Origin of the sequence: Ekhidna lutea (genome assembly GCF_900188325.1) — a bacterium.
Classification (GTDB): Bacteria; Bacteroidota; Bacteroidia; order Cytophagales; family Cyclobacteriaceae; genus Ekhidna; species Ekhidna lutea.
The window spans coordinates 699,855-720,989 of sequence record NZ_FZPD01000002.1; the positions used below are offsets into that span (position 1 = coordinate 699,855).

Sequence of the window (21,135 nt, forward strand, 5' to 3'; positions counted from 1 at the left end):
AATCTTTCTTGCAACTAACCATTCAAGATACAAAAAAGTACTGTAATATTCCAAAACTAAACACCACTTATCGATGAATCGAAAATATGAAACTATATATCTACTAGTCCACCAAAAAACCCTATTTTCGAGGGTTCGAGAACTAACCCAAAATGACAACAAAACGCGAACCCACTTTATTCGAATCTCTTATTCCCATCATTTTCCTTATTCTACTCCTCGTAATAAACGTTGGAATTTTTGGTAGTGAGGCATTAGGAGGATCCAACCAAATCGTACTCATCCTTTCAGCAGGTGTAGCTGCCATTGTAGCCTTTAAGGTCGGGAATAAATGGGAAGACATTCAGAATGGAATCGTCAAGAGCATCAGTTCAGCTATGGCTTCCATTCTTATACTTTTATTGATTGGATCGCTTGCGGGTACCTGGATGCTCAGCGGAGTAGTTCCTGCCATGATCTATTATGGATTGCAAATTCTCAATCCCACTATCTTTTTGGTGGCAGCCTGTATTGTATGTTCCATCGTTTCAGTCGCGACCGGTAGTTCCTGGACAACAGCAGCGACTGTTGGTATTGCTTTGATTGGCATAGGTCAGGCGCTAGGAATCTCAGAGGGACTTGTTGCGGGCGCTATACTTTCAGGGGCATACTTCGGAGATAAAATGTCTCCACTTTCTGACACAACCAACCTGGCACCAGCCATGGCAGGAACGGATCTGTTTACACACATTCGATACATGACGATCACCACCGTGCCATCAATTTTGTTGTCGCTCACTATCTTCCTTATCATCGGCTTATCCAACTCTTCAGATGGTGCTATAGAAGGAAAAGAAGCTATCCTATCTGCCATTGATGGTGCATTCAATATTAATGGGTGGTTATTCATAGTTCCCGTTGTTGTAGTGGTGCTAATCGTTAAAAAAATGCCGGCACTTCCGGCTTTACTAATTGGGACCTTACTGGGTGCTGTCTTCGCACTCATCTTCCAGCCAGATTTAGTAGCACTGGTTGCTGCAACTGCTAGCAGAGATGGCGAGCTTTATAAATATTTACCACGAGGATTCAGCAACCCCTTTATCGGCACCATGCAGGCCATGTTTGGTGACATATCTTTTACCACTGGGAATGCGGTACTGGATGATCAAGGATTATTAAGTGCCTCGGGCATGGCCGGAATGCTTGGCACCATTTGGCTGATTATTTCGGCCATGATTTTTGGTGGAGTAATGGAAGGAGCCGGTATGTTGAAAAGAATAGCATCAGCAATAATATCCAAAGTAAACTCTACAGGCTCTCTTGTTACATCCACTGTTGGAACATGTATCTTCTTTAATGGGACAGCTTCAGATCAGTACCTGGCCCTCGTTGTACCCGGTAGAATGTATGCAGACACCTACAAAAAGAAAGGCCTTGCTCCTGAGAATCTCAGTCGTACACTGGAAGATTCAGGAACTGTAACATCCGTATTGATTCCATGGAATACATGTGGTGCTTATCACGCCAGTGTTTTAGGTGTGGCCACAGGTACTTATTTTATGTATTGTTTTTTCAATATCATTAGCCCATTTATGACTATCCTGGTAGCGTATACCGGATACAAAATCAAGAAACTGAAAGGAAAAGGTGAATAGCCGATTTGCGGAACATATCACTAAGGAAGACATGCGTGCGCTTCCGTTGCTTGCATTTGAAGGCAAAATCCATGTCATTGACACAAAGGAAGAATGCATCAAAGCAGTAGATGAACTGCGGAAATTTGATGTATTGGGGTTTGATACAGAAAAGAAACCCACCTTCGTTAAAGGCGAGTACAACCACACAGCAATGGTACAGCTATCCACCATGGAGGATGCCTACCTTTTCCGACTGAATAACATGGGGTACCCTACTTCTCTCTTCGACTTTATGGCTGATCCATCTATTCTAAAATTAGGCATTAGCATTGACGATGACCTGAAGGATTTGATTCGTGCAAGAAAGTTCAAACCAAAGAATTTTACAGACCTTAATGATGTCGTTCGAGAGCTGGGAGTAAAGCACATGGGTGTGAAGAAGCTTGCGGCAGTTTTTCTTGAATCTCGCATCTCCAAAAACCAGCAGGTATCAAACTGGGAGGCAGAAACACTCTCACCACCCCAGCAAAAGTATGCGGCCACAGATGCATGGATTTGTCTGGCTATCCATGAGGAAATGAAACGAAAGGGGTATATCTAATCTCCAATTTTCCTACCTTTCAATATGGCGCAAAGCATCTGAAGAAACACTTCGGCTTTATTCCGAATTACTGGCTACTGTGGGGCTAGAGCAAAAGGGCAAAAACATGCCCTACACATCCATGAATGGCAACATGTATTCCTTTGTAGCAAAAGAAGGATATGTGGCCATCCGGCTTCCTGAGGAAGAAAAGCAAGCGTTTATGGATACGTACAATGCAGGACCAGCCATCTCCTATGGAGCTACCATGCAAGGCTATGTGCATGTCCCTGAAGATGTTTTGAAAAACACGAAAGAACTTGCTGCGTATATGAATAAGAGTCATGAATTTGCCAAGACTTTAAAACCAAAACCAACCAAGAAAAAATGAGATTTTTTATCATATTACTGCTTTCTTTCGCGTGCGCTACACAACCAGAACGAACTTTTTCAGAGCAGGACAAAAGTTCTATTAATCAAATCAGAGAAAATTATGTCTCAGGATGGCTCGCTAGGGATAGTGAAACGATTCTTGGACTTTTTTCAAAGGATGCGACCATCATTCCAGATGGAATGTCGCCAATTAATGGCCTGAAAGCCATAGAAGGATACTGGTTTCCTAATGACAGTTCAAGTACCACGATTCACTCCTATGAAGTAGAGCTACTTGATTTAGCCGGAACGGAAACTATGGCCTATTCATTAGAAAAGGGCACCTTGAATTTCACTTATACGAAAGGTGATTTCACAATGACCAAATCATCAACTTCACATGCATCCACTATTTACCAGAAAGGTAATGATGGATCATGGAAAATTATTTCTAGAATGTGGACCCAACTCAAATGATATTTTTAGCTACAATAATTCCAAAATAAAGGCGATTTGTTAATCAAATCGCCTTTTTTATTTCAAAATCATTTAATTACTGCGCAGGCCAGTTGCCTTCGGCTGTCACATTGCCTTCACTATCATAGTAAATATACGTGCCAGCAGTTCCAGTAGCGTTCCAGGTTGCTTCATAGCTGAGATTACCACTTACGACGTAATCTAATGATCCGGACTGGTCACTATTCACATTGATAGTTAGCTGAAACTCTCCGCTATTATCTGTCACAATAAACTCGAAAGTACCGTCAGTGCTTTCCTCCCAGGTATACTTGATGAACGGTGTACTTCCTGTTCCAGCATCTGATATATCTGCAGCGTATATTTCCATAAATCCTTGCCTTCGCTCACCTTTGGTTTCCTCCGCATACATGAACTCATTAAAATCAGATCCATTTTCTGAAATGAATAACTGGAAAATGTACTTATCGGAGGTTTCGCAAATTTGATATGCAATACTTATTGTTTGCCCTTCCACACTGGATGTATAGGTGTATACAAGTGCATCACCTCCACAAGAACCAATGGGTGTATTGGATTGTGCTGCATTCGGCTGTGATTGAAAAAATCCAAGGTAAGCAGTCATGGCGTTGGCAGTACTCAAATGACTACCAATAGTAATTCCATTGTTATCATTAGAACCAAGAAGATTATTAATAATCTCCTGATCGATAGGTGGATTTGACGCATCAAATGAAAATTCTACATCGCTTAAGTCAACTGTAACTTCTTCACTACTTCCACATGAAAGGACAAAGAGCAGTGAGGAAAATGAGAGCAGTAGGAAAATGTTTTTTAGGTGTTTCATAATAATTTCCATTAAAAGTCTAAGAATTTATGACTATAATCCAAAAATAAAAATCTAATAGCTCAAAATTGCATTTTTAGCTACTTTCGAATATGGAAGTCGATGAAATACGTAAAAAGATCGAAGAGGAAATAAGTAAAACCACTCAACTAATCACCGATTACAAAGACCAATCAAAACCTATCACATTAGACAACTCTATAGGAAGAATTTCTCGAATGGATGCAATTAACAATAAAAGCATCACTGAGTCAGCACTACGGCAAGCTGAATCCAAGCTTTCTAAGCTTCATCAGGCAATGGATAACATTGGAAAACCAGACTTTGGATTGTGTATCAAATGCAAGCAACAAATACCCATAGGAAGAATTTTGTTGATGCCGGAAAGTAACAAATGTGTGAACTGTGCCAGATAAGACTGCATTCTTTTGGAGCTCGGGTAAAGATTCGGCATTTGCACTTCATCAAATTCTCAATAACACAGCATATAAAGTTGAACACCTGATCACCACCATCAACAAAGATCTGAATAGAGTGACCATGCACGGAACTCCCATTGAATTATTGAAGAAACAACTTGACTCCATAGGCCTACCCTATTCATTCATGAAGTTATCAACATCAGCAACCATGGAGGAATATGAAGCAATGATCCAGTCATCAATGCACATGATCAGTAACAAGGGAATAACCAATGCTGCATTCGGAGATATATTTCTGGAAGACTTGCGTGATTATCGGATAAACCAAATGAATAGTTTGGGATTCCAATCCCTGTTTCCTATCTGGAAACGTGATACAAAAGAATTGATCAATGAATTTATAAATCACGGCTTTAAGGCAGTAGTTGTTTGTGTAAACGAGGTGATGGGGCCGGACTTCCTTGGACGAGAAATCGATCATTCATTTTTGAAAGACCTGCCAAAAGGAATTGACCCATGTGGTGAGAATGGCGAGTTTCACACTTTTTGCTACGATGGCCCTATTTTCCGAGAACCCATCAATTTTCATTTGGGAGAGAAAGTAAAACGCTACTACCCTAACCCAACTGGTGAAGGTGAGGTTGACTTTTGGTTTCAGGATTTAATGGCATAAAGAACCATTTCATTAAATCTCAGGTTTAGCATTTCGATGAGCAAAAATAAAAATGTCACCTTTGCCTGGGCTGTCAGAAATATTATCTGGCCAAGACGCAAAACCATCCTTATCGGATTATTACTAATCGTCATAAGCAGACCGGCAGGTCTCGTTCTTCCTGCAGCCACCAAGTATCTCCTGGATGATGCAGTGCCCAACAAAGACTTTGAGATGTTGAAACTCATCGTGATTGTGATTGTAATCTCATTAGCAATTCAAGCCGTCTCCTCCTTCCTACTCACTCGCATACTTAGTGTTGAAGCTCAGTTCCTGATCTCGGAACTCCGTGTGAAAGTGCAGAAGAAGATCCTCTCCCTCCCAATCAATTTCTTTGACAATAACAAGTCAGGTGCACTGGTATCACGAATCATGACAGACGTGGAAGGGGTTAGAAATCTGGTGGGAACAGGTCTTGTTCAACTCATTGGAGGTACGATTACTTCTGTTTTGGCCCTGATCCTACTCATCAACATCAGCCCTTCTATGACCGTTTTCACCTTAGTACCTGTTGGGTTATTTGCTATTATCGCGTTAAAGGCATTCGGAAGGATTCGACCGATTTTCCGTGAGCGCGGAAAACTCAATGCAGAAGTGACCGGCCGATTGACAGAAACCCTAAATGGCGTACGAGTCATCAAAGGATTTAATGCGGAAGAATCCGAAAATAAGACATTTGAAGATGGAGCTAGGCGTCTTTATGAAAATGTAAAATCCAGTCTAACCGCCACCGCTGTGGTCACCAGCTCAGGCACATTTCTGATTGGTTTCGCCAGTGCTGGCATCCTGGCTATGGGCGGCTATTTCATGATTGAAAATGAACTGACCTCCGGTGAATTGATTTCATTCATTTCGCTTCTCGCTTTCATGATTGCTCCAATTGTGCAGATGAGCAACATTGGATCTCAACTAACAGAAGCTTTTGCAGGCCTGGACCGTACTGAGGAGATCATGAAAATGGATCCGGAAGATATGATGGATGATCGTCCGATAATGCTGGATGAGGTTAAAGGAGATATCAAATTCATCGATGTATCCTTTGCCTACGAAGAAGGGAAAGAAGTTCTCAAGAATATTTCCTTCCACGCCCCACCGGGTTCCGTTACTGCATTGGTGGGCAGCTCAGGTTCAGGCAAGTCAACCACCGCTAGTTTGGCAGCTACATTTTTAAGTGCTCAAAAGGGAATCGTTTCTATTGATGGATATGACATCACCAAAGTGAACCTTTCTAGCTATCGAAAGCATCTGGGCGTTGTGCTTCAGGATGACTTTCTGTTTGAAGGGACCATCCGTGAAAACATCCTTTTCCCCAGGCCTGATGCCACCGAAGCTGAATTGCTTGATGCCGTGAAAGGTGCTTATGTAAATGAATTCACGGACCGATTTGAGGACGGACTGGATACCGTGATTGGCGAACGTGGAGTGAAACTTTCCGGTGGACAAAAACAGCGTATCTCCATTGCACGAGCATTGTTAGCTAATCCAAAAGTCATAATCCTGGATGAGGCGACTTCCAACCTGGATACCGAAAGTGAAACGTACATTCAGAAGAGTTTAGATGGCCTGATGAAAGACCGAACCACTTTTGTGATTGCACACCGATTAAGTACCATCAAAAAAGCAGATCAGATTTTGGTTATTGAAGACGGTGAAATCGTCGAGCGAGGTACCCATGGTGAGTTGATTGCTAAAGAAGGACGCTACTTCGATCTATATACGTATCAAAGCAGGATTTAATTAGCTTCTGACCTGACATAAATCAGATTTTTAAATGCATTTCCTGTCTACGTTTGAATTGTGAACAGGGAGAAAATTGCAAAGCTTATCGGTGTATGCATTTTATGCGTCAGTATCGTTTATGGCATTACCCTGATCATAGAATTTTTATCTAACTAAACATCAATGAGATGAAAAAGAACATGGGATCAATGGATCGGATTATCAGAGTAATACTTGCCGCGATTATGGCATACCTCTACTTCACAAATGTAATCACAGGCACATTAGGCTTAGTATTGATCATATTGGCAGGCGTATTTGTGCTTACCAGCTTTATCAGTTTCTGCCCGTTATATGCTCCGTTTGGAATTAAAACCTGTAAGACACAGTAGAGATTAATTTGAAAATTTCTCTAAGACTTCCTTTCGATATGATGATCCTATCGGAATAGTCTTGTCACCTATCCGTAGTTGATGTGCCTCCACTTTATTCACTTTTGAAGTGGCTACCGCATAGGATCGGTGTGTTTGAATGAACCGATCGTCAACTTTGCTCAAAGCGTCTTTCATCGTGCACAAGACCATGATAGACTCCTTATCGGTCACAAACTTTGTGTAGTTGCCATCCGCTTCCAGGTACAAAAGATCATTCAGGTTAATCCGATGAATGGTGGTGCCACTTTTCACCGAGATCACTCTTTCTTGGTTTGCTATCTGATCTGTCGATGAGGATTCCATGCTCTTTCCACCAGTATCCGCTTTATTCACTGCCTTCAGAAATCGACTAAAGGATATCGGCTTCATCAGGTAATCCAGTGCATCTACTGAGTAGCTTTTCACTGCATATTCGCTGTAAGCGGTAGTAAAAATCACCTGTGGCTTTTGCGTGAGAGATTCCAATAATTCAAAGCCATTCAAACTCTGCATATTGATATCCAAAAAGATCAAATCCACCCGATTCTTTTCGAGGAAGTCAGCCGCCTGTACCGGGTCGGTAAACGTTGCTGCCATTTCCAGCTTCTCAACTTTTTCAGCATGCAACTCAATGACCTTGAGCGCATGTACTTCGTCATCTATGGCAACACACTTCATAATGAATTCAAAATAACTAATCTAACCCGAAATAAGTCATCGCTCTCGTTCACACTCAGTGAATGTTTATCATTGTAAATCAGGTTCAATCGCTTTTTCACATTACTCAATCCTACCCCACTGGAAGGGATCGTTTCTGTTCGCTCAGCCTTTTGATTCTTTACTTCAAACACAAAATGACCTTCCTCAAATGCGATTCGAATATCAATCGTGGTTTTGGCATGATTGGAAACACCATATTTAAAAGCATTCTCTACAAACGGAATCAATAGCATCGGTGCAATGTAAAAACTGGAAACGGTCTCAGGATGATCGAATTGAACCTTAACCTGCTTATTGAAGCGAAGCTGCTGCAGATAGATGTAATCACTGATGTATTGAACCTCTTCCTGTAGCGCAACCTTATCCTCTCCTGTTTTATCAAAAACATAGCGCATCATTTCGGACAATACGCTGATCCCTTCGGCAGTTTTCTCATCTCCCGCCTGTAGCGACATGGAGTAGAGGTTATTAAGTGCATTGAACAGAAAATGCGGATTGATCTGACTTTTCAATACATCCAATTCCGAACGCAGCTGATGTTCATTGATCTTTCGCTTGGTACGTTCATTGGCAAACCAGTCTTTGGAAAACCGATAGGCAAAAGCAACAATCACAACCAAAACATGTGTGAATAGCACCATCACCACCAACTCAGACCAAATACCACTATCTATCGAATTTCCACTTGAACGATAAAAAGTAGAGTCAATCAATACCTCCACTGTAGAAACGAATGAAAATAAAACGATCAGCCGGATGCTAAATATCCCAGTGCCCCTTTTCAATGTGATCGGTATCAGGTAGAACGCAATGCCATAGAATAGAATCAGATTAAACGCCGTACCCAAAACGGATGGCCACAGCAATGAGCCATCACCTGAGTTGAAGACACCAAACGTCAGGTCAAATGCAGGATAATTGAGGAGCAATAGTCCCAGTACAATCACCAGCGCATGGATTAGCCACTCAAACGGTTTGATTTCTTTCATTTCCAGCCAAAAATAAGCGGTATCTACTTCTGAATAGTCTTTGGTTGATCAGCACTTACTCACACTTGACGAACACCCTTAAAAACTACACGAACGCTTCTATCAATTCCTTTTCAATGTTCATCACGAATACTTGATGGCTGGTGTATCTCATTTTATTGGGTCAGGAATTCAACCGAACCTTGGATTAAACTCATAAAAACGATGAAAAAATCCATCCTATTCTTATTGCTCATTGCTTCACAGATGTTTCTACAGGCACAGTCTGATTTGGAAGCCATCCGTTCAGAATTTAAAGAGCGAATCACCAAAACCATGAAAAAAAGTAAAGTGGTTGGCGCCTCGGTTGCTGTAGTCTCCTCAGAAGGAATTCTTTGGATAGACAACTTCGGATATGAAGATGTCGAAGACGAAAAACCAGTCACTAGTGAAACCATCTTTGGAATTGGATCAGTAACCAAAGTATTGACTTCCGCTGCGGTCATGCAACTAGCTGAGCGTGATAAGCTTGACATTGACAACCCGCTAAGTCAGTACCTGCCTTCTTTCCAGATGCAGGATTACAGTGATGGAGTGACCCCACAAAATGTGATGACGCACCATTCCGGCCTACCGTCTGACATCTTCAAAGGTATGTTCAGTGAACAGCCGGAAGATTACAAGTGCCTGGTCAATTACATCAATGATGAGTACATGGCCGGAACACCCAACCAGATTCGGGCTTATTCCAATCCTGGTTATACCCTACTCGGGCATATGATTGCTGAGGTAAGTGGTATGGAGTATCCGAAATATATTGAAACAAACATCCTTCAACCGCTCGGAATGAACAACACCGAATTCAACGCATTGGAAAAAGCAAGCAAGACCTACGATGGCAAAGGAAAGTTCCAATCAGATGTGAATTTGAGGGACACACCTGCTGGTGGATTGTTCACTTCCTCAAAGGACCTTTCTAAATTCCTGCAGGCATTCCTGAGTCAATCTCAAGATTTGCTGAAGTCAAACACGTATCAACAGATTTTAGAGTATCAACACATCAACACCCCGTTGAATTTTGGTGATCGATATGCGCTCGGGTGGAGCATGACGAGCCGTCCTCATGCCGGTGACATCTATTACCACACAGGTACCACGCTTTACTTCAATGCCGCGATGGCGTTTTCTCCAAAAGCAGATGTAGGCGTCATCATTTTGACCAATTCTGCCAGAGGTAGAAGTGTATACAAAGAAGTTCACACCATCATTGATAAGGTGGCTGAGAGCAAAGGATTACCAAAAATTGAGAGCGAACAGGAAGAGGCCATGGGATCGAAAGACCGAATCAAAGTAGCTCCTGAATCATTGGATCAATACACAGGCATCTATGCTGCCCCAGGGGCTTACATTGATGTGTATCGCAAAAACAAAAAATTGTTTATGAAGCTTCAGGGTTTGCGGTTGGAGTTGATTCCTGTAGAGAACAACCAATTCATTCCGAAGGTAATTCTTCTGCATCTCATCCCAATTCGGTTGGGCGATCAGCGAGTGATGTTTGAGGAAGTGGACGGCTACCCGCTCATGACCAGCCTGGAAGAAGGTAATCCTAAAGAGCTGATTGCCGCTCGATTTGAAAAGCAAGAAATCCCCCAAGCATGGAAATCAAGAACCGGGGACTATGAAATCGTCAATCCACTGCCGGGCGAAATTCCATTTTTCGGAAGCTTCAGTATTACCGAGAAAGATGATTTACTGGTCTTCTCTTTCAAAACCACAACAGATGGTCAGAATATTGAAATGGTGATGGATTTCATCAATGATGATCGAGCGAAAGTAGCTGGGTTGGGGCGATATGGTGGGCAGTCTATCATCTATAAAGATGGAATCATCAATGCATTTGGAAACGAACTAAAGAAGATCAATGAATAAGCTTAAACAACTCAGTAATAAAGGATGGCAGTTTGTAGCGCTCACAGTGGTGCTATCTGCCATCCCCTACTTCTTCATCATCAGCGGTGGAGATACCGGCTCTAGTTGGACCCTGCTCCTAATGTGGATGCCCGGACTGGCAGCCATCATCCTTCGACTGGTTCATAAAGAAGGACTGTTTAGTAATTTGGTTTGGAATCCGTTGAAAGGATGGAAATGGATTCTACTAGCCGCATTCATTCCATTTACCATCGAGATTCTAACTATCGTACTCAGTGTGTTGACAGGTGTAGCTCAACTACAGGAAGGATTCATCACTATTGAAAATGGTCAGGTAGCTTTGAAGGGGATGGCCATGCTATTGGGGGCTTCCGGTCAACCCTGGTATATCTTTATTCCCAATTTCATCCTCTCCTATTTTGTAGGCATGCTTCTGTACAGCTTATTTATTGCCTTTGGTGAAGAGTTGGGTTGGAGAGGCTACCTGCAAAAAGAATGGGCATCTAATAACTCGTTATTTGGATTTCTAATGATCGGTGTAATCTGGGGCTGGTGGCACTTGCCAGGTATTCTGTTAGGGCATAATTACCCGGATTATCCGGTCCTTGGAGGAATCGTGCTGATGCCTATGGTGACGATCTTATTCTCGATCGCTTTTGGTGTGGCTTTCAATAAACAACGTGTGATCTGGGTACCGGTTATCTTCCATGGAGCTGTCAACATCAGCGCGGAGATTTCTAATGTTGGATTAGTAGAAGAAACCATGAACCGGCCATTGAACGATGTGATATGGACCGGACTTTGGGTAGTCGCTACATTAGTAGTTTGGGTTAAAAGGAGGTGACGGAGGTCACCTCTTTGATTTTCGGCAGTAAATTATTGCTATGTGTCGTTTGAAAATGTTCATTACATTATACGAAGTAAACTGGATAACAATTGTTATTCACTGATCATCCTTATGCAGAAATCAGTCCAGCTTTCATTAGATGGGTCAGAAAATATAGCAGGATTCTTGCCATAATAACAAACATTCTCAACACCCACTTCATCTGCTTTTTCCTTCAGTGCTCTTGCATGGAAAGGATGGTGATATAAAGACAAACCAGAAGTTAATGGGTGGTTTAAGCTCTCCAATGTATTATTTACCCAAAGAGGAGGATCATCGTGAGTCAATAATTCTAACATATCAACAGATTTGCGATATTCATCAATCTCGACAGTTTCATATTCTTCCATGTCTGAAACGCCATAAAATTTTAAAAACCTAAACCTGATTAAATTGAATATCTCATCAAAAGAAATGTCGTAATCACCAAAAACATCAAAAGTCCACCGATCTTCGATATTGAAACTAGCCTGCGTTTCTCTAACCACAACACCTTGAACACGAGTTGATTCTCTCAATATTTGATCATCACTATTTTCGTTGGCAGACTCATCATTCAAAGCAATCAACAATGAAATTGACGCGCCTGCTGAGTTACCAATTAAAACAACTCTGTTCTTGGCAAGATTTAGCAATTCATCATGATGTCTTATGAATTGCAACGCTCTCTGTACATCATTAATTGACTTCTTTATCCCCTCTGTTTCTACTGAGTCTAACAAGGAATACCTTATAGTAGCAAAAGCTATCTTATTTTTAAGTAGATAGCGAATATCTTTTGGCCAATCCCAAAGACCATTTTTCTTCGGACTGTAAACAGTACCCTTGTTTCCACTAGTAAAACCGCCCCCATGTGTATACAATACTAATCCGGTTGGCACATCTGATTCCGGAATCCAAATATCAAACTGAGTTCTGACTTTACTGTCATATGGAATTTCCTGATAAAACTTAGCTTGAACATCCCCAAGATCAAAGGGAGATTCTTTTCTAAACGAACTGAGAGCTAATGAGTCTGTAATCAATGAATCAATCGATGGAGGATCTATAGATGTATTTGTCAGGTTGGCTTCTTCACCACAGCCATATGCTGTATAAGCTAAAAATAGAAATGTGATGAATCTAAATAACTTATTAGAGATTATTAAGTTCAAATGCATCTTGTTTACAGATAATAGCACTAGTTAAAATAAAGTAGCTAGAATCCAATTTAAATCATAAAATCACATCCAAGCATCTTTAAGCCCTAAAGAAATAAGATGGATTTCCTTTTTCAAAAATGCAAAAATATCCAATATAGACATTGATAAAAATTTGTTTTGTTTCGAGAATTTAAGATTTAAAAAAGTAGCCGTTTCTCATTTTTTGAGTCAAAAAAAGCATTTAACAATCTAATCTATTCACATTACCAAAGCTTAGATTAAGCTTAGAAACACTACTTCAACTCACCTCTTTGCAGATGCTTTATGTTTAGCTAAGTATCGGATCAGGTAGCAGTAATATCCAGCTTTGTTCTCTTTCAATTAACTCTTGAAGCAATGATCAACTCTCCACCCATATCATTCAACCACATTGTAAGTGATGTAAAAGCCATTGCATCGTTTGTGCGGTAAGCCAGTTCCTAATTTATTTCGGATGATACTTCTTTAGTAATATTATGAGATTATCGCTGAATCAGACCTTATTGTACACTACTATAATATCGCAATCTTGTTCTTGCCAATAGGTAACGATGGTTAGCAAATCGTTATTTACTGTGTATTCAACTTCGGGATTGCAATTAGTATTGTTTTCATCACAGAACTGGAGTGTGGTGGCTGTAACTCGTAGTTCTCCATCCATGGAAGTTCCTTCTACATAATTATTGAACGAAAAGTCCGGATCATCCCTAATAGTCAATTGATAACAAGGAGTTCCTTCACAATTTAAAGTACCTTCATTTGCTGAATCAGAACAGTTAGTCGTCACTAAACTATATGATTCCCACGTTCCAACTAAAGGGGTTATAAAATCTTCAATATCAGGTTCTCCTTCTGAACAGGATAATATAATAACTAATAGCCCTATAGAACTAAATGCACATATGGTTTTAAGGGTTCGCACAATAGAATAGCATAGATATTAACATAAAAGTTACATATTATTTTATTTTTTTGCAAAGCCTCTTCAGAATTTCGGTTGGGTATTAAATAATCACCATTTTCCCTAGCCATGGTTTGTGTCCTCACGAAACAGATCATGTGCACCGAAGACAAACAATCCAATGATTTGCAAAGATTCTTCACCGCTGCGCTCCGTTCAGAATGACAAGTTCCATAAAATAAAAGAGTGCGTGTCATCCTGAGCCTGTCGAAGGGTTACTCATTCCTTATACTCTCCGTAGGATCAGAAATGGCAGCACCATAGGTTTTGAAAGCAACTGTGATCAACGCAATTACTACTGCCAGAACGCCTCCCACAACAAACACATACCAGTAGTCAAGGATATCAATGCGATACGCATATCCTCCTAACCACTGACTGATGAAGTACCAGGCTACCGGAATAGCTACCACAGAAGCAACAATCACCAACCAAACAAACTCTCTGGAAATCAAACCAATGATCTGTTGTGCAGTGGCACCAAGTACCTTCCTAATGCCTAGCTCCTTCTGTCTTCGCTGAGCTGAGTAGGTGGCCAGACCAAATATTCCAAGACAAGCAAGAAAGATCGAAAGCCCTGAAAATGTACTGAAGACCCGTGCTTGTTTCTGCTCATTTTCATACAATTCCGCTAATCGATCGTCCATAAACTGGTAGGACATAGGAAATCCGGATGCCAGCTCTTCAAATGTCTCGTCAATCAACAGCAACCCATCTTTGACGTTATGCATATTCATTTTCACCAGCATCTTCCGGTGAAATCCCCCAGACAAAATGGCTAATGGCTCTATTGCATCTTTCAATGTATTGAAATGATAGTCTGCGGCCACACCTATCACTGGAACATCAGTAATGTCCCAACCCGGCATGGTTATTTTTCTACCTATTACTTCTTCTGGTGAAATCCCCAACTCCTGCACAGCACGCTCATTGATGATCACTCTAAACTCCTCATCCGTAGCAAGTTCTTTTGAAAAATTTCGGCCGGCAATAATATCGATGTTAAGAAGATCAATATACTCCGTATCTGTAAACAGCGTTCGCATACGGGTAGGAGCATCAATACCAGTCACACGAAAGCTTGATGCATCATGAAAACCACCCGGCTCACCCGAAACCATGCTTGCTCCTATAATATTTGAATTTGCAAGTAATTTTTCTTTAAACCGTTCACGATTCTCGCGTATTTCACTGTTATTGAGATCTACCAGTACCAGCGCTTCTTTGTTAAAACCGAGATCCTTCGCATTGAGGTATTGGGTTTGAACCCCAATAAGAATGGACGCAACAATCAAAAAGATGGAAATAGAAAACTGCGTTACTACCAGCGCCTTTCTTAGCCCAACTCTCTTACCTGAAGAAAGCTTCCCTCCTCTTAGAATGCTTACAGGTTTAAACCCCGAAAGTAGCATGGCCGGATATACACCTGCGCACAGTAGAATAATAGATGTTAGACCCATGAAGAACAGAATGACATTTATATCGAACCATTGAAGTGTGACATCCAGTCCGAAGTAGCTATTAAAGACCGGGTTGAGCAGTTCGCATAATCCTACAGACAAAATCAGTGATAGCAGTAAAATCAAAAATGACTCGGACAAAAACTGTATGATCAATCGTGATTTACCACCTCCTAACACTTTCCTCACCCCTACTTCTTTGGCCCTCATAAATGACTGGGCAATGGAAAGGTTGACATAGTTGAAACAGGCAATGAACAAAATGGCAATGGCTACTGCTGCAAGCGTAAGAATAGATGAGAGATTCCCATGTCTGGCCGGATCATAGCGCGTCTCATCGTTGAAGTAGATTTCTGTGAGAGGTTCCAGTACCACGTCAATTCGCTTACCTGACCGGGCAAAATCCTCACCCATGTATTTATCAATGAATGGAACCAGATTGTTAGTTACATTTTGTGCTTGCTGAGGGGTTGGAATTTTAACATAGGTCATCAGGCCATTATTCCACCATCCATCAAACCATTCGAATCGTTCCATTAAACCAATGGAGAAAATCATACTAAAATCTATGTGGGTTTCTCCCGGCAACTCATCCATAATGCCGGATACAATAAACTCAAACTCATTATCAACTTCAATTACCTGTCCCATTGGGTCCTCATCCCCGAAGTATTTTTTAGCTGAAGCCTGTGTTAGAACCACTGCATTTACAGTCGAAAGAACCGTTTCCGGATTTCCTGTTTTCAACGGATAAGAAAAGAATTCAAAGAAGTTTTGATCAGCAAACAATAGATTGTCCTCAACAAATCGCTTTTCACCCACAACAACCAACCCATCTTCCGGTAAGGCCCGAGCGGTTGCTTCTATATCCGAAGGAAAATCCGTTTTCAATGCTTCAGCATAAGGCCCTGAAGTAACACCAATCCGATAAGGAGTGCCGTTCATTTCTGACACTCTCAAGACACGATAGATTTGATTCTTATTAGTATGGAAATCGTCTGTAGTCACCTCACCTGACAGATAGAAATACAGAAAAATGGTCGCGACCAGACCTAGTGTAAACCCGAAAATGCTGATTAGTGAGGTTGATTTATTTCGATAAAGGTTCCGAAATGTGAGAACGGGATTGAAAATAAACATAGATCCTGAGTTTGAGTTTTTGAATGATTTGAGAGTAGATGGTCGCAGGTAGTTCAATACCTGGTACCAGTATTTTAGTCCTTTAAAATTCGATTGGCTGTGAATTGCATAATACTCATGAAGGTTACCTTCCAGTTCCTCTACCAGCTCCTGTTTGCACAGCCATCGAACCAGTTTCAATGATAGTCTTGGTGGTAGATCCTTAGGCATGACTGAACTTTAAGTCTACAGCAGGTACCTGATTCCACAAACTGGCCCGCATTTCCTTTACTTCATTGAGCGCAGCTTTACCGTCTGCCGTCAGTTCATAAATGCGTTTTCTTCTGCCTCCTCTTTCATTGGTGGCTCCACCCATCTCTGATTTCAAGAAATCCTTTTGCTCAAGCCGAGCAAGCGTGGTGTGCAGTGCCCCCATAGAAATGGAGCGATCCACCTGATTTTTAATCTCATCCTTGATACGAAGCATGTAAGCCTCTTCTTGTAGGATCAGAACCACCAATAAAAGTAGCTCTTCAAATTCACCCAGATTAGTACCTTTCATTGTATTAGTTTCTATTTTGCAAACTAATATACGAGGAGGTGGTTTTATTTGTTTCGATAAAGTAGAAAGAAATAAGAAATCGCGAGAAAGAACTTAAAGTGAGGTAAGCATTTCCTTGATCGAATGAATGATGTATTGCATTTCTTCATCTGTCATCGTAGGATGAATGGAAAGTCTGACCCAGCCCGGTTTTTGAGTGACGTCTCCCTGGTCGATCAAGTCTGTGATACGTTTAGACTCTTTTCTGTCTATGTCAAGTAAGAAGTGTCCATAAGTACCGGCACATGAACAGCCTCCCCTTACCTGGATGCCATAATGATCATTGAGGTATTGAACTACATCGTTGTAATGAACACCCTCTATGTAAAAGGAAATAATTCCAAGTCGTTCACGTACATGATCTGCTAGTACTACCAGCTCAGACATATCATCTAAACCTTCCCAAAGGATCTCCATGAGCTCTTTTTCACGCTGCAACATCAATTCTGATCCCATTTGCTCTTTTAGCTCTACGGCCTTTGCTGCTCTGATGGTTTGAAGGATGGCAGGTGTCCCACCATCTTCCCTCGCTTCGATATCAGCTACATATTTTCGTCCGCCCCATGGATTGGTCCAATCAACCGTACCACCTCCACTCACGTCAGGGACGGCATTATTGATCAGTTTCTTATTGACAATTAAGATACCTGAAGCACCCGGACCACCTAAAAACTTGTGAGGTGAAAACATAATGGCATCCAAATATGACGCTTCATCAGGATGCATATCCATGTCAACATACGGAGCGGAACAAGCAAAATCCACAAAACAATATCCTCCACTCTCATGCATCAGCTTAGCGATTTCATGATAGGGTGTTTCAATCCCAGTTACATTGGAACATGCAGTAATAGAAGCAATCCGTACTCTTCCAGAAAATTGCTCGATGGCTTCTTTGAAATTATCAACCGATACACATCCGCATTCATCAGGAGGAACCACGATCACCTCACAAATCGTCTCCAGCCAGCTGGTATGATTGGAGTGATGCTCCATATGAGTAATAAAAACAACTGGAGGTTTATCAGTCACAGATTGTGTTACCCAGTGATTTGATTCAGGTATTCTTAATCCAAGAATTCTTTGCAGCTTGTTTATGCCATCTGTCATTCCGGACCCGGATGAGATCAGTACATCATCCTCATTGGCATTGACATGACGTTTGATTTGCTCTCGGGCCGATAAATACTGGTCAGTAATGTATGAACCCACATAATTGGTCTCTGTATGCGTATTTCCAATGAATGGGAGTACCTCACTTTGAATGCTATCTTCAATAGGCTTATAGCATCGGCCACTGGCCGTCCAGTCGGCGTATAGCATTTTTACGACCTTTTCATCCGTTTCGATGTATTGGTTTTGACCAATGATTCCTTTTCGAAAAGTTTCGAAATAAGATTCAAGTGAGGTCACTGTGGTAATAGGTGAATCTGCGATCAGCATCCTTTTCGAATTAATCCCCCGGAACGTTGTACTTTGGGCCAGGAGGCGCTGGACAGGTCTTTCTCATAATACTCCATCAAATCAGGATCATTTTCAAAATCCGAAAAGCCACCATAGAATTGACACAAGTCGTGAATTTGATTTACCAGCTTCTTGTTCTTAATCTCATTGCCAAACGGAAGCTTTGGATATAGTAACCGATCAAACCAGTCATGAACACCTCCGTACACAATGACAGTTCGACTTCTTATTGAATCAGGAAGCTCATTCCAAAGTCTCCGGGTCAACAAATCATCGCCCGAATAAACAATGGTTGGCTCCTTAATCGAGTTGGGGTCAAATTGATCCAATGGGGTATTTATTGCTGTTGGGATATGGAATTCTTCGAATGCCTCCTCATCTCTCAGGTCAACGATACGCATCTTTTCGCGATTCTTAATTTTCTGTGCCAGCTCAACCACTCCAATGAATTGAGGCTGCCTGTTGACTCCCTTGAGTCCGTCTGGAAAAGCCAGTGCCATCACCAGTCCTGCCAGAACTATTCCAAACCCAATCAAGGCCAGGCGTTTATTGATAGATATATCATTCATTTGATTGCATTTTTTGATTCGATCCATTCAGAAGCCCAAAAGCCTGCAAGTGCTGTAAGTACCAGGATAAACACCATCAGTCCGCTAGGCAAGCCGAAGTACTTGGGAAATGTGATCTGCCCCATACTTCCGGCCGTATAAAACCCTTCAATCCACGGGTATATTTCACCGAAGACAAGGATTCCCAACAACAGTCCAACCACATTCATCATGCCGTCCAGACTTCCGGTTGCCGATGCAACACATGAGGTTCCTGGACAATAACCACCCACGATAAAGCCCACACCGAAAACCAATCCTCCGATTACTTGGGGCCAAACGTAGGTGGGTGTCAGGTAGATCATGTCTGCATGCAGCATGCCAAACCAATTCAGCCAAAACACCCCAATCATTGCGGTAATGATGGCAGTAAACATCATCTTAAAGACCGTCATGTCTTTCAGATAAAACTGGGCAGAAAGTTTCTTGGCACTACCCAAACCAGCTCGTTCCAGGAAGAACCCAAAAGCAACACCAATGAATAAAGCAAAAGCTAAGCTTGCTTCTTCACCTATCCATCCAAAGTCATAAAATGGTCCATTCATATCCACAGTCGTTTTACAAATCCAGCCATCGCATAAGCTCCGGCAAACAAAGCAATCATAAAGAGCCAGCTACCAACATTCATCATCGCACCTCCGGTCAGTGCCTGACCACTGGTGCAGCCTCTTGCAAGCTTCGTCCCAAAAGCCATGATAATTCCACCAACAAAAGCGAATAGAAACCTTCGATTGTTTGTTATTAAAGGCCCTTTTTCAATTTTGATTTTGTTTCGACCAGCCAGCCTTCCCGAAATAAACCCTCCGATTAAAACACCTAAAACTTCGAAAACCAGCCAATCTTTCAGTGGGTGAACAGTCCCATCCCCCAGATACCCCATGTAGAAAGTGTTCGCTTCCGCATGAGATTTCGAGACGGTCTGCACTCCGGTAGCAACTACAGAGGTCATGGCTCCTGAGGCTCCTATCCCTCTGCCCATCACAAGAAATGTGGCAAGCAATACAAGTCCAAGTCCTATGCCACAGATGTATGGATTCCAGTAAGGTTTTGGATTATTAATCTGCTCTTTCATTAGTCCAATTCAATTGGTAAATCTTCGTTAGGTCCCCACTCATGGAATGAGCCGTCATACATTCGCACATCTTCGTACCCCAACAATTTAGCTGCCGTGTAAACCACCGTAAGCTGCATCCCAATGTGGCAGTAGAGAACCAGTGGCTCTTCTTTGTTTAGTCCTTGTGCTTTGAAAATGTTTCCTAGCTCTTCGATAGATTTGAATGTGTATGCACCAATATCAGATGGTTCGTATAAGCTTGTGTATGGGATATTTTTGGCTGTGGGGATTCTGCCCAACCTTGCGCCATGGGTTGGCTCAATACCTTTGTAGTAAACCTCTGATCGGCAATCGACAATGGTATTGTCTTCATTTTCAATGCTTGCCAACATATAATCCTCATCTGCAAGCATTGATTTATTAGGCTTTATTTTGAAATTTCCCTTTTCAGGAGTTACCACTTCGGTGCTTATATCACTTCCTCCATTTTTCCAGGCAACTATGCCACCATCTAATATGTAGGTTTTATGTCCATGCCCCAGGTAATCCAGGGTGAAGTACAAGCGAGTCACCAATGGAATCCAATTTGCAGGAGTATAAATGACGATATCCGTTTCATTACTTACACCATTTTTCTCCAGGAGTGACTGAAGATCTTCATTGGTCGGCAGGTCAAAAACAATGCTTCTATCCTCTGTTCCAATCGTGTAGTCATCTGAGCTCAGATAAATCGCTCCCGGAATGTGTTCTTCCTTAAAGTCCTTCTCCCTTCCGATGTGAAATATGACAAGGTTGTCCTCTTGCATTCGTTTCTCCAGCCACTCCGGCCCAACTAAAATGGAAGCGTTTTGAGCGACTCCCAAGCCGGGAAGGAGCACTAGAAATAAGATGAGTATTTTGAATTTTTGCATAATGATTGTGATTTTTCATGCAGTTTACAAAACACCCAGATATCATTGCGTTAAGTCCTCGTTAAAGAGACTTAAGCAAGTGTTAAAAGCGTTAAGAAAAAGTTAAAATCTCCGT

22 protein-coding genes are annotated in these 21,135 nt (G+C 41.6%); 10 read left to right on the forward strand and 12 right to left on the reverse strand.

Annotated elements, in window-relative coordinates; translation table 11 throughout:
* Positions 1–152: 152 nt before the first annotated feature.
* From nhaC to CHB71_RS06870, 4 genes are all read left to right on the forward strand, one after another.
* A complete protein-coding gene (nhaC, locus tag CHB71_RS06855; RefSeq protein ID WP_089356153.1) occupies positions 153–1,634 on the forward strand; it encodes a Na+/H+ antiporter NhaC in 1,482 nt (493 codons plus the stop codon).
* Entirely contained in the window at positions 1,627–2,217 is a 591-nt protein-coding gene (locus tag CHB71_RS06860; protein ID WP_144017349.1) for a 3'-5' exonuclease, read from the forward strand. Before nhaC ends, CHB71_RS06860 begins: the two co-directional genes overlap by 8 nt.
* 106 nt (positions 2,218–2,323) lie before the next feature.
* Positions 2,324–2,587, forward strand: a complete 264-nt coding sequence (locus tag CHB71_RS06865) for a hypothetical protein (protein WP_144017350.1) — start codon at positions 2,324–2,326, stop codon at positions 2,585–2,587.
* Positions 2,584–3,045 carry a YybH family protein gene (locus tag CHB71_RS06870; protein WP_089356156.1) on the forward strand — a complete coding sequence of 154 codons (462 nt, stop codon included), beginning with the start codon at positions 2,584–2,586 and terminating at the stop codon, positions 3,043–3,045. The genes CHB71_RS06865 and CHB71_RS06870 overlap by 4 nt, the downstream gene beginning before the upstream one ends.
* 76 nt (positions 3,046–3,121) lie before the next feature.
* Here CHB71_RS06870 and CHB71_RS06875 read toward each other — a convergent pair whose 3' ends face one another.
* Positions 3,122–3,892: a hypothetical protein gene (locus CHB71_RS06875; protein ID WP_144017351.1), complete on the reverse strand. Its 771-nt coding sequence runs from the start codon at positions 3,890–3,892 to the stop codon at positions 3,122–3,124.
* Between the two features lie 92 nt (positions 3,893–3,984).
* Here CHB71_RS06875 and CHB71_RS06880 point away from each other — a divergent pair, with 92 nt between their 5' ends.
* The 4 genes from CHB71_RS06880 to CHB71_RS06895 all read left to right on the forward strand — a co-directional run bounded on the left by CHB71_RS06880 (position 3,985) and on the right by CHB71_RS06895 (position 7,137).
* A complete protein-coding gene (locus CHB71_RS06880; protein ID WP_089356158.1) occupies positions 3,985–4,308 on the forward strand; it encodes a TraR/DksA C4-type zinc finger protein in 324 nt (107 codons plus the stop codon).
* Positions 4,298–4,987 (forward strand): Dph6-related ATP pyrophosphatase, encoded by a 690-nt coding sequence (locus CHB71_RS06885; protein ID WP_089356159.1) that lies wholly within the window; start codon positions 4,298–4,300, stop codon positions 4,985–4,987. Before CHB71_RS06880 ends, CHB71_RS06885 begins: the two co-directional genes overlap by 11 nt.
* 36 nt (positions 4,988–5,023) lie before the next feature.
* On the forward strand, positions 5,024–6,763 hold the full coding sequence (locus CHB71_RS06890) for an ABC transporter ATP-binding protein (RefSeq protein ID WP_089356160.1): 1,740 nt from the start codon (positions 5,024–5,026) through the stop codon (positions 6,761–6,763).
* Between the two features lie 170 nt (positions 6,764–6,933).
* Positions 6,934–7,137 (forward strand): YgaP family membrane protein, encoded by a 204-nt coding sequence (locus CHB71_RS06895; protein ID WP_089356161.1) that lies wholly within the window; start codon positions 6,934–6,936, stop codon positions 7,135–7,137.
* Positions 7,138–7,140: 3 nt separating this feature from the next.
* Here the strand turns inward: CHB71_RS06895 and CHB71_RS06900 are convergent, their stop codons facing one another.
* Complete coding sequence (locus tag CHB71_RS06900; protein WP_089356162.1) at positions 7,141–7,836, reverse strand: LytR/AlgR family response regulator transcription factor; 696 nt, start codon at positions 7,834–7,836, stop codon at positions 7,141–7,143.
* The gene (locus tag CHB71_RS06905) at positions 7,833–8,867 is read right to left on the reverse strand and encodes a sensor histidine kinase (protein WP_089356163.1); all 1,035 of its coding nucleotides are present in this window, start codon (positions 8,865–8,867) and stop codon (positions 7,833–7,835) included. Before CHB71_RS06905 ends, CHB71_RS06900 begins: the two co-directional genes overlap by 4 nt.
* Before the next feature lie 204 nt (positions 8,868–9,071).
* Here CHB71_RS06905 and CHB71_RS06910 point away from each other — a divergent pair, with 204 nt between their 5' ends.
* Together CHB71_RS06910 and CHB71_RS06915 are read left to right on the forward strand one after the other, a co-directional pair.
* Positions 9,072–10,775, forward strand: a complete 1,704-nt coding sequence (locus tag CHB71_RS06910; protein ID WP_089356164.1) for a serine hydrolase domain-containing protein — start codon at positions 9,072–9,074, stop codon at positions 10,773–10,775.
* Positions 10,768–11,619: a CPBP family intramembrane glutamic endopeptidase gene (locus CHB71_RS06915; RefSeq protein WP_089356165.1), complete on the forward strand. Its 852-nt coding sequence runs from the start codon at positions 10,768–10,770 to the stop codon at positions 11,617–11,619. Before CHB71_RS06910 ends, CHB71_RS06915 begins: the two co-directional genes overlap by 8 nt.
* 95 nt (positions 11,620–11,714) lie before the next feature.
* Here CHB71_RS06915 and CHB71_RS06920 read toward each other — a convergent pair whose 3' ends face one another.
* The 9 genes from CHB71_RS06920 to CHB71_RS06960 all read right to left on the reverse strand — a co-directional run bounded on the left by CHB71_RS06920 (position 11,715) and on the right by CHB71_RS06960 (position 21,020).
* Complete coding sequence (locus CHB71_RS06920; RefSeq protein ID WP_089356166.1) at positions 11,715–12,821, reverse strand: alpha/beta hydrolase; 1,107 nt, start codon at positions 12,819–12,821, stop codon at positions 11,715–11,717.
* A gap of 514 nt (positions 12,822–13,335) precedes the next feature.
* Positions 13,336–13,629, reverse strand: a complete 294-nt coding sequence (locus CHB71_RS06925) for a hypothetical protein (protein WP_144017353.1) — start codon at positions 13,627–13,629, stop codon at positions 13,336–13,338.
* A gap of 389 nt (positions 13,630–14,018) precedes the next feature.
* Positions 14,019–16,613, reverse strand: coding sequence for an ABC transporter permease (locus tag CHB71_RS06930; RefSeq protein ID WP_089356168.1), 2,595 nt, complete (start codon positions 16,611–16,613; stop codon positions 14,019–14,021).
* Positions 16,606–16,944 carry a PadR family transcriptional regulator gene (locus CHB71_RS06935; RefSeq protein ID WP_089356169.1) on the reverse strand — a complete coding sequence of 113 codons (339 nt, stop codon included), beginning with the start codon at positions 16,942–16,944 and terminating at the stop codon, positions 16,606–16,608. The genes CHB71_RS06930 and CHB71_RS06935 overlap by 8 nt, the downstream gene beginning before the upstream one ends.
* Positions 16,945–17,037: 93 nt before the next feature.
* Positions 17,038–18,426: an aminotransferase class V-fold PLP-dependent enzyme gene (locus CHB71_RS06940; protein ID WP_089356170.1), complete on the reverse strand. Its 1,389-nt coding sequence runs from the start codon at positions 18,424–18,426 to the stop codon at positions 17,038–17,040.
* The gene (locus CHB71_RS06945) at positions 18,420–19,016 is read right to left on the reverse strand and encodes a rhodanese-like domain-containing protein (RefSeq protein ID WP_179213329.1); all 597 of its coding nucleotides are present in this window, start codon (positions 19,014–19,016) and stop codon (positions 18,420–18,422) included. Before CHB71_RS06945 ends, CHB71_RS06940 begins: the two co-directional genes overlap by 7 nt.
* Positions 19,013–19,600 carry a YeeE/YedE thiosulfate transporter family protein gene (locus CHB71_RS06950; protein ID WP_089356172.1) on the reverse strand — a complete coding sequence of 196 codons (588 nt, stop codon included), beginning with the start codon at positions 19,598–19,600 and terminating at the stop codon, positions 19,013–19,015. Before CHB71_RS06950 ends, CHB71_RS06945 begins: the two co-directional genes overlap by 4 nt.
* Positions 19,597–20,127, reverse strand: coding sequence for a YeeE/YedE thiosulfate transporter family protein (locus CHB71_RS06955; RefSeq protein WP_089356173.1), 531 nt, complete (start codon positions 20,125–20,127; stop codon positions 19,597–19,599). The genes CHB71_RS06950 and CHB71_RS06955 overlap by 4 nt, the downstream gene beginning before the upstream one ends.
* Positions 20,127–21,020, reverse strand: coding sequence for a sulfurtransferase (locus CHB71_RS06960; protein WP_089356174.1), 894 nt, complete (start codon positions 21,018–21,020; stop codon positions 20,127–20,129). Before CHB71_RS06960 ends, CHB71_RS06955 begins: the two co-directional genes overlap by 1 nt.
* Positions 21,021–21,135: the final 115 nt, after the last annotated feature.

What these genes read in the sequence shown, in the direction of transcription:
- CHB71_RS06955 (WP_089356173.1), bottom strand. Translation starts at nt 20,127, where the DNA reads ATGAAAGAGCAGATTAATAATCCAAAACCTTACTGGAATCCATACATC.
- CHB71_RS06935 (WP_089356169.1), bottom strand. Translation starts at nt 16,944, where the DNA reads ATGAAAGGTACTAATCTGGGTGAATTTGAAGAGCTACTTTTATTGGTG.
- CHB71_RS06895 (WP_089356161.1), top strand. Translation starts at nt 6,934, where the DNA reads ATGAAAAAGAACATGGGATCAATGGATCGGATTATCAGAGTAATACTT.
- CHB71_RS06950 (WP_089356172.1), bottom strand. Translation starts at nt 19,600, where the DNA reads ATGAATGGACCATTTTATGACTTTGGATGGATAGGTGAAGAAGCAAGC.
- CHB71_RS06915 (WP_089356165.1), top strand. Translation starts at nt 10,768, where the DNA reads ATGAATAAGCTTAAACAACTCAGTAATAAAGGATGGCAGTTTGTAGCG.
- CHB71_RS06940 (WP_089356170.1), bottom strand. Translation starts at nt 18,426, where the DNA reads ATGCTGATCGCAGATTCACCTATTACCACAGTGACCTCACTTGAATCT.
- CHB71_RS06865 (WP_144017350.1), top strand. Translation starts at nt 2,324, where the DNA reads ATGCCCTACACATCCATGAATGGCAACATGTATTCCTTTGTAGCAAAA.
- CHB71_RS06900 (WP_089356162.1), bottom strand. Translation starts at nt 7,836, where the DNA reads ATGAAGTGTGTTGCCATAGATGACGAAGTACATGCGCTCAAGGTCATT.
- CHB71_RS06945 (WP_179213329.1), bottom strand. Translation starts at nt 19,016, where the DNA reads ATGAATGATATATCTATCAATAAACGCCTGGCCTTGATTGGGTTTGGA.
- CHB71_RS06910 (WP_089356164.1), top strand. Translation starts at nt 9,072, where the DNA reads ATGAAAAAATCCATCCTATTCTTATTGCTCATTGCTTCACAGATGTTT.
- CHB71_RS06875 (WP_144017351.1), bottom strand. Translation starts at nt 3,892, where the DNA reads ATGAAACACCTAAAAAACATTTTCCTACTGCTCTCATTTTCCTCACTG.
- CHB71_RS06905 (WP_089356163.1), bottom strand. Translation starts at nt 8,867, where the DNA reads ATGAAAGAAATCAAACCGTTTGAGTGGCTAATCCATGCGCTGGTGATT.
- CHB71_RS06930 (WP_089356168.1), bottom strand. Translation starts at nt 16,613, where the DNA reads ATGCCTAAGGATCTACCACCAAGACTATCATTGAAACTGGTTCGATGG.
- CHB71_RS06880 (WP_089356158.1), top strand. Translation starts at nt 3,985, where the DNA reads ATGGAAGTCGATGAAATACGTAAAAAGATCGAAGAGGAAATAAGTAAA.
- CHB71_RS06960 (WP_089356174.1), bottom strand. Translation starts at nt 21,020, where the DNA reads ATGCAAAAATTCAAAATACTCATCTTATTTCTAGTGCTCCTTCCCGGC.
- nhaC (WP_089356153.1), top strand. Translation starts at nt 153, where the DNA reads ATGACAACAAAACGCGAACCCACTTTATTCGAATCTCTTATTCCCATC.
- CHB71_RS06870 (WP_089356156.1), top strand. Translation starts at nt 2,584, where the DNA reads ATGAGATTTTTTATCATATTACTGCTTTCTTTCGCGTGCGCTACACAA.
- CHB71_RS06920 (WP_089356166.1), bottom strand. Translation starts at nt 12,821, where the DNA reads ATGCATTTGAACTTAATAATCTCTAATAAGTTATTTAGATTCATCACA.
- CHB71_RS06890 (WP_089356160.1), top strand. Translation starts at nt 5,024, where the DNA reads ATGAGCAAAAATAAAAATGTCACCTTTGCCTGGGCTGTCAGAAATATT.